The following is a 10769-nucleotide window of genomic DNA, read 5'->3' on the forward strand; positions in this document are numbered from 1 at the left end:
AGGGACACATATAGATGCAAACCTGCTCGCGCATGAATCCGCCAAAGATGAACGTCGTAAGGGTGAGAACCCCGACCGTGGCATAGGCGACAAAAGCGGCTTCGCCGGCCCAGAAGTCGACCACCAAAGTAGGAGCATCGGCAAAATACATAATCAATGCCCCGCCAGTCCAGAAGGCGATGAACAGGTAAATGGACCAGTTAAATAGCCGCCGTGCAAGCTTTCCGGCGCTCCATGGTGCCTTGTCCAGCCGCATCCGGGCGTTGCGGTCACCGTCAACAAAGCGGTCGACATGCTGGAAAACGTCGGTCCAGACGGTTTGCGGACAGGCATAGCCGCACCAGGCTCGACCGACGGCAGAGGTGACCAGAAACAGCCCTATACCCGCCATGACCAGTAGACCGGCAACATAGTAGAATTCATGCGGCCAAATTTCGATGCCGAACATGTAGAACCGGCGATTGGCTAGATCGACCAGTACGGCCTGATCAGGAGCGTAGGGCCCGCGGTCCCAGCGGATCCACGGAGTGATGTAATAAATCGCCAACGTGACCAGCATGATCGCCCATTTCAGTCGCCGAAAATTTCCGTCGATACGCTGGGGATGGACGGCTTTGCGCTTCTCATAAAGCTTAGCTGGCGGAGCGGAAAACTCGTTAGGATGGTTCATCACCGGCACCGTTCTCTCGAGAGCTTGTCTGGATGCGTTCAAGCGTCTCTTCGCTCACATCTTCCAGCGCGGGCAGGGTTTCTCCGCCACCCAGAGAGTGAACATAGGCGGCCAGCATGCGGATTGTCGCAGCATCCAGTCGATGGCCCCAGCGCGGCATGACGCCATAGCGGGAATTGGTGATAGTATCGGTCAATGAGGCCCGGTCGAGTCCGTACAGGCTGATTGCATCAGCTAGGTTGGGAGCGCCCTGGGTCCGGTCTCCCCGACCATTCGGTCCGTGACAGACGGCGCAATTATTGGCGTAAACAACGCTTCCCCGACGTGCAGCCGTGCTCCGTTTTTCTCGGTTCGACAAGGTGCGGACAAAGGAGACGACGTCCTGAATTTCATTCGGTTGCAAGATGCCGTCTTTACCAAAGGCAGGCATTTGCGAGAAACGGGTTTCGCTATGGTCCGGATTACGGATTCCGTGGACCAGCGTAAATTCGATCGCTTCCAGATCACCGCCCCAAAGCCAGTCATCATCATTGAGATTGGGATATCCCTTGGAACCGGCCGCACCCGATCCATGGCACTGAACGCAATGAACCTTGAAGGCGGAGCGCCCGCCTTCGACTGCCTGCTGCATCAATTCGGGGCTGCCAAGAAGTTTCTTTATGTCCGAAGAGACCAGCGCCTGCCGGATGGGTTCCAGCTCTTTCTCGCGGGCGGCTACCTCGGTTGCATATTCTCCACGGCTGCTCCAGCCGAGCAAACCTTCACTGGCCGAATTGAGCATCGGGATCGCCGGATAAAGAATGACATAGCCGATCGCCCAGACGATGGTGGCATAAAGGGTCCATAGCCACCAGCGCGGCATCGGCGTATCAAGTTCCTCGATGCCATCCCATTCATGACCAACTGTTTCGGTGCCCGTCGGTTGATCGATGCGCTTCTTCTCAGACATCATTCTTGTCCTCGTCAAAAATCATATCGGCGGCTTCTTCGTGACTGCGTCCAGCGCCAGGACGAAAGGTCCAGCCGATCAGTGTTAGGAAAACTCCAGCCATGAACACTAGGCCCCAGCTGTCGGCGAAATGTCGTAGTGCATCATAGTTCATCGCGGCTGCTCCAGCGCTTCGCCCGCCTCGAAATCGACCAATGTGCCAATCATCTGCAAATAGGCGATCAGCGCGTCCATTTCGGTGAGCCGGTCAGGATTGCCATCAAAGTCGCGAACCTGCACCTTGGGATAGCGTTTTTCCAGTTCGGCCGAGCTGGCGAACGGGTCAACCTGGGTCAGCAGGTCCTCATTAGCCTTCGCAATTGCTTCTTCGCTATAGGGAACGCCGACCCTGGAAAGGGCGCGTAGATGTTCGCTCATGTCGCCGGATTTCAAATCCTTGTTGGCAAGAAATGCATATGGCGGCATGTTCGATTCTGGAACGACTGCGCGCGGATCGGTGAGATGCTGGACATGCCATTCATCCGAATAGCGGCCCCCTACACGAGCCAGATCCGGCCCGGTTCGCTTGGAACCCCATTGGAAGGGATGGTCATACATCGATTCCGCGGCCAGCGAATAATGGCCATAGCGTTCCACTTCGTCGCGGAACGGCCGGATCATCTGGCTGTGACAAGCGTAGCAGCCTTCACGGACATAGATATTGCGGCCCGTCAATTCCAGCGGAGTATAGGGCCTTACGCCTTCGACTTCCTCGACCGTGTTGTCGATCCAGAACAGCGGTGCGATTTCCACGATCCCGCCGATCATCACCGTGACCAGCGCGAGTACGGCGAGCAGGGTGACGTTGCGCTCGATCTTCTTGTGCTTTTGCGTGAGTGTGGTCATTTTCCTGTCTCCCTCACTCTGCCGGAACCGCGACCAGCGGCTTGTCAGCCTCCGTGTCATGGGGCGTTTCGGTCATTGATTTTTCGTCGCGGACTTTGCCGGCTACCGTCATCCAGACATTGTAAATCATCACCGCTGCGCCAGCGAGATAGAGCAGGCCACCAGCCGATCTGATGACATACATCGGGAACATCGCCGAGACGACTTCGCTGAATGCATAGACGAGATAGCCGTCGTCGCCATATTCGCGCCACATCAGTCCTTGCATGATCCCGGCAACCCACATCGAGGCGATGTAGAGAACGATGCCCAGGGTCGCGAGCCAGAAATGCCAGTTGACCATGCGCAGACTGTAAAGCCTTTGGCGGCCCCACAGACGCGGTACCATATAATAAAGCGCGGCAAAGGTGATCATGCCGTTCCAGCCGAGCGCGCCGCTATGGACGTGACCAACGGTCCAGTCGGTATAATGCGAAAGGCTGTTGACCGACTTGATCGACATCATCGGGCCTTCGAACGTGCTCATCCCGTAAAAGGCGAGCGCCAACACCATCATCCGGATGATCGGATCGGTGCGGATCTTGTCCCACGCACCGTTGAGCGTCATCAGACCGTTGATCATCCCGCCCCAGCTTGGCATCCACAAGACGATCGAAAAGACCATGCCGAGCGTCTGCGCCCAGTCGGGCAGCGCGGTATAGTGAAGATGATGCGGACCGGCCCAGATATACAGGAAGATCAGCGACCAGAAGTGGATGATCGAGAGGCGATAGCTGTAGACCGGCCGTTCTGCCTGTTTCGGCACGAAATAATACATCATGCCTAGGAAGCCTGCGGTCAGGAAAAAGCCGACGGCATTATGGCCGTACCACCACTGGGTCAGCGCATCCTGGACGCCGGCAAAGGCGCTATAGCTTTTTGCCCCGAGCAGGCTGACCGGCATGGCCAGTCCATTGACCAGATGCAGCATGGCGACGGTCAGGATGAAGCTGAGGAAAAACCAGTTGGCGACGTAAATATGGGGCTCGGACCGCTTGACGATCGTGCCGATGAATACAGCTGCATAGCTGACCCAGACGATTGTCAGCCAGATATCGATATACCATTCGGGCTCGGCATATTCCTTGGATTGGGTAACCCCCATGATATAGCCGGTGGCAGCCAGCACGATGAACAGCTGATAACCCCAGAAAACAAAGCGGGCGAGACGGGGGAAGGCCAGCCTCGCCCTACAAGTGCGCTGGACGATGTAAAAACTCGTCGCGATCAGCGCATTGCCTCCGAAAGCAAAAATAACGGCAGACGTGTGGAGCGGGCGGAGGCGCCCGAACGTCGTATATTCCAGACCCAGATTGAGCACCGGAAAAGCAAGCTGCAGGGCGATATATAATCCCACGAAAAAACCCGCCATGCCCCAGAATAAGGTCGCGATGACACCCCAGCGGATCGGATCATCGTCATATTTCCCGGGGTCAGCAGGGGCGTTTAATATCCCGCGACCGATCGCGGCATAGTCAGCCTTGCTGATCGTTACCCAGAGCGCGATCAGGCACGCGATCATGATGATCGCCATATGCACGGCGAAGCCGCCGTCGACAGCCAATACCATTGCTATGAATGCTAGAAATCCGAGCACCAGCCATCCGCCGGCCTTTACCAGTAAATTGTCCATAACGTCCTTCCACGCTGTGTGGGATTGGCGCTACCAGTCAGCGGACTTGAGCAATATAAGTAGAGTTACGTAGTGCCGTGTGGTGACGGGCGCAGACCTTTAGCCGAGCGCGATATGGGCCCAGACCGGCAAATGATCGGATGCCTTGCGGGCGGCGGGACTGTCGTGGACACCGGACGCTGATGACTGGATACCTTCGGAGTGCATGATCCGGTCGAGCGTGGCGATCGGGCTGCGCGAATGAAAGCTCCGGCCACATTCCAACATCTCGAAGGCCTTGGCGAAATCTTTCAGGCAACCGCTGGCCGCGCTCCATTCGTTGAGGTCGCCCATCAGCAGAACCGGAACATCGCGCTGCTTTTCCTGCGCCAGCTTGATGATCGCAGCGGCCTGTCGTCTGCGCCACAGGCCGGACAAATCAAGGTGCATGCCGAAAACCGCCAGCTCTTTCCCCTCCCACTGACAATGGGCCATGATCGCACCGCGCGGTTCGAGGCAGGGGATATGCATGATATCATGGGCCACAACTTTGGCGGATTTCCGGACCAGGATCGCATTGCCGTGCCAGCCCATTGAATCGATCTGGACGTCGAGCGGGATTGCGCGATAGTCGCTGTGCATCTCCAGCATATTCTGCGGGATTGCAGCGGCCCTTGCGCCGAACCGCCGATCGGCCTCCTGGAGCGCGATGATGTCGGCATCCAATTCGTTCAGCACGTCGACAATCCGGCCGGGATTGCGCCGCCGATCCGTCCCGACTGCTTTATGGATATTGTAACTCGCGACCTTCAACATTGGTTGTATTTCGTCAAATCAGAAGGGGTTTATCGTAAAGTCTTGCTGTTGCAGCAAAGCGTGTGCGGTCATTGCAGAGAGGGACATCTGGATGCCCGGCAGAAGATCGGCGTTGCTGATCCCATGGGCCGCAGCGCTTTGTCCGCACAGGTAAAATTTGACACCATGGTCCTGCAATTGTGCGATGGCTTTGGCGCTGGCATTTTTTGCTCCGTTCTTGTGAGCGGCGAAAAATTCCTGATGGGTCAGATCGAAGGATGCACCGCCATGAACGACAATGGCGAGCTGAATATTCTCTTCCGGGACACCTGCGGCAACATGCATGTTGATGAAACGAGCGGCGCTTTCGATGGTGCGGTTGAGCTTGTCTGGATCAGCCGCCTTGGCGACGTCGAATGCGATATTGAACATTGTGTCTGTCGCCAATGGTTTGCTTTGCTCCACCGGCGCTATCGGCCCGAAATCTTCAAAAACCGGTCCGGGCTTGAAATTCTCCATCTGGGCATACGCGGGTTGGGCGAGAGCCAATAAAGGCAGCAGGGCGAAGAGAAGGGGGTTATGCATTTTCATTCCATTTCATATTGGTATTTGGGGCAATTTTTGGCGTCGCTTCAGTAGCCGATCGCCTGGCCGTCTTTCCGCATTTCGGTGGCACCGGTATAGACACCGGTTTCGACATCGCGGGTGATCGCCTGATAGCCACCAAACATTGCACCATTGCTTACGATTTCGACATTGTGACCCATGGCCTTCAGCCTTTCGATCGTCTCTGTCGATATGCCCGGTTCGACGTTGAGTACACCCAGAAGATCCGCGCCGGTTCCGGCGAGATCATCGGTCGGCGACCGCCCGCCATCATGGTTCAGTCGCGCTGCGTCTCCGGCTTCCTGCAGGTTCATGCCATAATCGACCATGTTGATCATCACCTGGACATGACCCTGCGGCTGCATGCCGCCGCCCATTAGACCAAAGGACATATAAGGTTGGCCATCCTTTTTCATGAATGCGGGAATAATTGTCTGGAAAGGGCGCTTACCGGGCGCGTAGACATTGGGATGATCAGAATCGAGCGAGTATAATTCTCCGCGATCCTGAAACATGAAACCAAGCCCGTCGGCGACCAGTCCGCTGCCCATGCCGCGATAGTTGGACTGGATCAGCGACACCATCATGCCGTCCTTGTCGGCGACGGTGAGATAGGTCGTGTCGCCTTCTCCTTCCAGCTTTGGCTCGCCCGGGCCGAATTCCGGCGAGGCTTTGGCCGGATCGATCAGCGCAAACCGCTCTTTGCCATAGTCATCCGAAAGCAGCCATTCCAGAGGGGCAGGGGAGATTTCCGGATCAGCGTAGAAACGGGCAACATCTTCGAATGCCAGACGTTTCGCCTCGGTGATATAATGCAGAACCTCGGCGCTGCCCCGCGGCCATTGGGCCAGATCAACATTTTTCAGGATATTCGCCATTTGCAATGCGGCGAACCCTTGCGAGTTAGGTGGCAATTCGCACAGTTCATAGCCCTTGCGATAGTCAACGCAGCCAGGTTCTACCCACAAGCTGCTGTGCGCCGCAAAATCCTCGTAACGCAGATTGCCGCCGATCCGTTTGAAATAGTTGTCGATCGTCTTTGTAATTTCGCCTTTGTAAAAAGCATCGCGGCCACCGGTGGCTATCTTGTCCAGCGTGTTGCCGAGATCAGGATTCTTGAAAATCTCACCTGCTTTCGGCGCACCATTCTTGAAATAGGTGTTTCGCGCATTGTCGAAATCACCGATCATAATCAGGCTTTGCTCGAAGCGCTTCAGGTTGCTGTCGAGATAATAGCCGATCACCGGCGCGACCGGATGGCCTTCCTTGGCATAAGCGATGGTCGGGGCAAGGATATCCGCCATACTCAGCTTGCCGAACTTGCCGTGCATTTCGAACCAGGCATCGACTGTCCCGGGAACGGTGATCGGCATCGGGCCGAATGGCGGGATGGTCTTGCTGCCCTTGAGTTGTTGGATAAACTGCTTGTAGCTGGTCCCCATCGGGCTTTTGCCCGATCCGTTCAAGCCGTATAATTTCTGCGTCCTGGGATCCCAGATGATCGCGAACAGATCGCCGCCGATGCCGTTGCCGGTCGGCTCCATCAGACCCAGCGCCGCGTTGGCTGCAATCGCCGCATCGACCGCCGAACCGCCTTTTTTGAGAATGTCGATGGCGATCTGGCTGGCCAGTGGATGGGCTGTCGCCGCCATGCCATGCTGGGCATATACCGGACTGCGGGACCAGGCTTCACCAACCGGCCGTCCGCCTCCGCCGATTTCAAGCGCCGGTTTTTCCGGAGGCGCTGTCTCTTGCGCAGAGGCAGGGCTGACGGTGAGCGCAGCCAAGGTGAAGGTAGAAAGAATTAGATTGCGCATGATATGATCCGTTCTGCAGGGGCGAGTTCCCCGCATGGCGCGGGGTAGTCGAAATACCCACTCTAGCCAGTCTGCTTCCCGCATCAAGTGCGGAACATCGTATCGCTTGACTTAATTGCAAAAACACCTATGTTGCATTGCAGCAAAGGCGGCAAATCATATTGACCGTCTGGCGAGAGTTCTGCGTGAGAGGTGACAAGATCATCTCGAACCTATCGCCTTCATTGCTTCTTTCTTTCCGGCAGCCTGATCACGCGGGTCGTCTTAACAGACGGCGAACACGCGTATGGCAATCATGCTGTGCGCTGGAAACTTGCTGCTATTACAAGGTATTACAATTGACTAATTTTTCTGATTTCGCATTGGCGGAACCTATTCAAAAACGCGTGGCCGAAGGCGGCTACACCACTCCCTCGCCAATCCAGCAACAGGCGATCCCGCCGGCGCTCGAAGGCAAGGACATTCTTGGTATCGCGCAAACCGGTACAGGCAAGACCGCGGCATTCTCGCTGCCTGCCATCCACCATCTGTTGAACGACAAACGCCGGGCCGGACGCTATGAATGCCGGATGCTGGTATTGGCACCGACGCGCGAACTCGCGCGCCAGATTGCCGACAGCATGACCGGCTATTCCAAAGGGCTCGGCCTGTTCGTGACATCCGCTTTCGGCGGCGTCCCGATCAACCGGCAGAAGCGGATATTGGAACGCGGTGTCGACGTATTGGTAGCGACCCCCGGTCGTCTGCTTGATCTGATCGACCAACGTTATCTGACTCTTTCAAAAGTCGAAATTCTCGTGCTCGACGAGGCCGATCAAATGCTTGATCTCGGTTTCATTGTCCCGCTCAAAAAGATTGTTCCGATGCTGCCAAAACAGCGTCAGAGCCTGTTTTTCTCTGCGACTATGCCAAAGACCATCTCGCAACTGGCCGATCAGTTTTTGACCAACCCGGTCCAGGTATCGGTTGCTCCGCAATCCACCACCGCCGAGCGTGTCGACCAGAAGGTCACCTTCATCAATCAGGATGACAAGCAGCGTCTGCTCAAGGACTTCGTCAACAACGAAAACCCGGATCATATGCTGGTGTTCACCCAGACCAAACATGGCGCTGACAAGGTTGTGAAAAACCTGATGGCGGTCGGTATCCACTCTGCCGCAATCCATGGCAACAAGAGCCAGCCCCAGCGCGAGCGCGCTTTGGGAGACTTCAAGAAGGGCAAGATCAACATTCTTGTCGCCACCGATATTGCGGCGCGCGGCATTGATGTTGATGGCATTACCCATGTTATCAACTTTGATATGCCCAATGTCTCCGAGCAATATGTCCACCGCATCGGTCGGACAGCACGGGCAGGCGCGAGTGGTATTTCTTACTCGCTAGTCGCCCCTGACGAGCGCCAGTTCTTGCGCGATGTGGTGAAGCTGACCGGCGTGAAGCCCGACGTTGTTCCATTGCCGGAAGGCTATGACGAACCAGCTCGCGAGGAAGTCGCTTCGCGTATCTATGGCCAAAAGCCCAAAAAATATGGTGCAACGCCAACCCGCAACGGACCATCGAGGAACAAGCATAGTGCTCGCAAAGGTCGCCCAAGTGGCGGTGGTTCCGGACGCGGTGGGCCCGGCTCGGGCGCCGGCGCAGGGGCCAAGAGCGACGGACCGAAACATTGGAACAATGGTGCGAAATCGTTCAAACGCCGTCAGGCGCGCAACGCCGACGCCTAAGATTCCAGGGAAATAAGTGCCTTACTCTCTGCAAGCGCGCTGATTTCCTTTTCATCCATATCCAACCAATCCCGAAGCGCGGCGACATTATGTTCGCCGCGTTTTGCGGTTTTGGCGTCGCTGTTTATGCCGCTTTTCATGTTTGAAAATCGATAGGGTGATTGGATGGTGCGGCGATCATTGCCCTCGTCATCGGTCACATCCACTACGATGCCATTCGCCTTTACGCTGGGCTGCTCATAGACATCGGGCCCGAAAGGAAAGACTTCGCCCCAGGCAAGGTTGAGCCGATCAAGAGCGACGGTCAGTGCATCGAAACCGTCATAGGACAGGATATGCTGTTCCATGGCCTCCATGCGCAGCCGAACTTTTGTTGGTATGTCGGCCCCTTGCGGCGTCGGATCCGGCAGGCCGTCTTTCGTGGAAAACATGATCCACAGCCATTTCATATCGCCGGTGATCAGAATCTGACGCCCTTCCGGCGCTTCCCAGACCAAAGTCTCGGGTGCTTTGGGCCAGATATCATCAAGCGCGAAATGGGCATAATCATCGGCAGAATGCAGCACGTTGATCATGGCGAGATCGATATGCTGTCCTTCGCCGGTCTGATCGAGCGTGCGCAACGCGGTCAATATCGCAATGATGCCGTGAAGAGAACTGTAACTGTCGGCCATTGCGAACTGCATATCGGTCGCTTTGCCGCCACCCATTTCGGCTTGACGGGCGATTATTCCGCTTTCTGCGTGCAGCACGGGCGCATAAGCGGCCCGTCCCCGTTCGGAGCTATTCTGTCCGTAACCGGAAATCGAGAGCATCACCAGCCTGGGGTTGGCCTTCGACAGATCAGCCCAACCGATCCCAAATTTGTCCATCACACCGGGGCGGAAATTTTCGACGACGATATCGGCCTGCGACGCCAGCTTGTGGATCAGGTCGCGGGCGCCTTCGGCTTTAAGGTCGACGCAGATATTCTTCTTGCCGATATTGAGTTGCAGATAATATCCGCTCACCCCCTTGTCGATCTTGCCGAGCTTGCGCGTTACATCGCCTTCCGGCGGTTCCACCTTGAGCACCTCTGCGCCGAGGTCCGAGAGCATGCGTGTGGCATAAGGTCCGGCCACGACACGTGAAAAATCAAGGACCTTCAGTCCCGCTAACGGAAAATCTGACATATTTGCCTGAGGTTAGAGTTTCATCTGCTGTTTCATCGTCTTGTCGGTACTTGCACCATAAGGCGGCAGGAACCCGGCGATTTTGGCGATATTGATCTTCGGCTGACGGTAGACAGCCTTGGCGTGGCTGAATTCCTTGAAGCCATCCGGGCCGGTATAGGCGCCCATCCCGGAAGGGCCGACGCCACCGAAGGGCAGATCATGCTGAGCGATATGGAAGATGACATCATTGACGGTGACGCCACCGGAAATGGTACGATCGAGCACCTTGCGCTTGTCATTCTCGCTCTCGCCGAAATAATAGAGCCCCAGTGGCCGGTCATGATCATTCACATAGTCGATCACTTCATCGAGATTGCGATAGGTTTTGACCGGCAGCACCGGGCCGAAAATCTCTTCCTGCATCACCCGCATGTCGTCACTGACATTCTGCAGCACGGTCAATGGCATCTTGTTGCTGTTGGTATTAGAGAAATCCTCGTCACCGGGGTTGACGATCG

11 protein-coding genes are annotated in these 10769 nt (G+C 56.2%); 1 reads left to right on the forward strand and 10 read right to left on the reverse strand.

Annotation, left to right across the window (positions count from 1 at the left end; genetic code table 11):
- The 8 genes from WBM93_RS05360 to WBM93_RS05395 form a co-directional block, all read right to left on the reverse strand.
- Positions 1-670: 4Fe-4S binding protein (locus WBM93_RS05360; RefSeq protein ID WP_424429179.1), on the reverse strand; the 670-nt coding region annotated here is incomplete at its 3' end.
- Positions 657-1619, reverse strand: a complete 963-nt coding sequence (ccoP, locus tag WBM93_RS05365; RefSeq protein WP_424429205.1) for a cytochrome-c oxidase, cbb3-type subunit III — start codon at positions 1617-1619, stop codon at positions 657-659. The genes ccoP and WBM93_RS05360, both read right to left, overlap by 14 nt.
- The gene (locus WBM93_RS05370; RefSeq protein ID WP_424429182.1) at positions 1612-1773 is read right to left on the reverse strand and encodes a cbb3-type cytochrome c oxidase subunit 3; all 162 of its coding nucleotides are present in this window, start codon (positions 1771-1773) and stop codon (positions 1612-1614) included. Before WBM93_RS05370 ends, ccoP begins: the two co-directional genes overlap by 8 nt.
- Positions 1770-2504, reverse strand: coding sequence for a cytochrome-c oxidase, cbb3-type subunit II (gene ccoO, locus WBM93_RS05375; protein WP_424429185.1), 735 nt, complete (start codon positions 2502-2504; stop codon positions 1770-1772). Before ccoO ends, WBM93_RS05370 begins: the two co-directional genes overlap by 4 nt.
- A gap of 13 nt (positions 2505-2517) precedes the next feature.
- A complete protein-coding gene (ccoN, locus tag WBM93_RS05380; RefSeq protein WP_424429188.1) occupies positions 2518-4176 on the reverse strand; it encodes a cytochrome-c oxidase, cbb3-type subunit I in 1659 nt (552 codons plus the stop codon).
- Between the two features lie 99 nt (positions 4177-4275).
- Positions 4276-4971, reverse strand: a complete 696-nt coding sequence (locus WBM93_RS05385) for an endonuclease/exonuclease/phosphatase family protein (RefSeq protein ID WP_424429190.1) — start codon at positions 4969-4971, stop codon at positions 4276-4278.
- Between the two features lie 18 nt (positions 4972-4989).
- Positions 4990-5541: a DsrE family protein gene (locus WBM93_RS05390; RefSeq protein WP_424429193.1), complete on the reverse strand. Its 552-nt coding sequence runs from the start codon at positions 5539-5541 to the stop codon at positions 4990-4992.
- Between the two features lie 41 nt (positions 5542-5582).
- Positions 5583-7373, reverse strand: coding sequence for a gamma-glutamyltransferase family protein (locus WBM93_RS05395; RefSeq protein ID WP_424429196.1), 1791 nt, complete (start codon positions 7371-7373; stop codon positions 5583-5585).
- 338 nt (positions 7374-7711) lie between these two features.
- On the opposite strand from WBM93_RS05395, the gene WBM93_RS05400 reads away from it, so the two are divergent.
- Positions 7712-9097 carry a DEAD/DEAH box helicase gene (locus tag WBM93_RS05400; RefSeq protein ID WP_424429198.1) on the forward strand — a complete coding sequence of 462 codons (1386 nt, stop codon included), beginning with the start codon at positions 7712-7714 and terminating at the stop codon, positions 9095-9097.
- On the opposite strand, the gene WBM93_RS05405 is transcribed toward WBM93_RS05400, so the two are convergent.
- Positions 9094-10269, reverse strand: a complete 1176-nt coding sequence (locus WBM93_RS05405; RefSeq protein ID WP_424429201.1) for a CaiB/BaiF CoA transferase family protein — start codon at positions 10267-10269, stop codon at positions 9094-9096. The genes WBM93_RS05400 and WBM93_RS05405 overlap by 4 nt on opposite strands.
- A 12-nt stretch (positions 10270-10281) precedes the next feature.
- The coding region (locus tag WBM93_RS05410) for an aldehyde dehydrogenase family protein (protein ID WP_424429203.1) at positions 10282-10769 on the reverse strand (488 nt) is incomplete at its 5' end.

Origin of the sequence: Parasphingorhabdus sp. (genome assembly GCF_049667325.1) — a bacterium.
Classification (GTDB): domain Bacteria; phylum Pseudomonadota; class Alphaproteobacteria; order Sphingomonadales; family Sphingomonadaceae; genus Parasphingorhabdus.

Excerpts from the sequence above, each read along its gene's own strand:
- WBM93_RS05390 (WP_424429193.1), bottom strand. The coding sequence starts at position 5,541 with ATGAAAATGCATAACCCCCTTCTCTTCGCCCTGCTGCCTTTATTGGCT.
- WBM93_RS05405 (WP_424429201.1), bottom strand. The coding sequence starts at position 10,269 with ATGTCAGATTTTCCGTTAGCGGGACTGAAGGTCCTTGATTTTTCACGT.
- ccoN (WP_424429188.1), bottom strand. The coding sequence starts at position 4,176 with ATGGACAATTTACTGGTAAAGGCCGGCGGATGGCTGGTGCTCGGATTT.
- WBM93_RS05395 (WP_424429196.1), bottom strand. The coding sequence starts at position 7,373 with ATGCGCAATCTAATTCTTTCTACCTTCACCTTGGCTGCGCTCACCGTC.
- WBM93_RS05370 (WP_424429182.1), bottom strand. The coding sequence starts at position 1,773 with ATGAACTATGATGCACTACGACATTTCGCCGACAGCTGGGGCCTAGTG.
- WBM93_RS05385 (WP_424429190.1), bottom strand. The coding sequence starts at position 4,971 with ATGTTGAAGGTCGCGAGTTACAATATCCATAAAGCAGTCGGGACGGAT.
- ccoP (WP_424429205.1), bottom strand. The coding sequence starts at position 1,619 with ATGTCTGAGAAGAAGCGCATCGATCAACCGACGGGCACCGAAACAGTT.
- ccoO (WP_424429185.1), bottom strand. The coding sequence starts at position 2,504 with ATGACCACACTCACGCAAAAGCACAAGAAGATCGAGCGCAACGTCACC.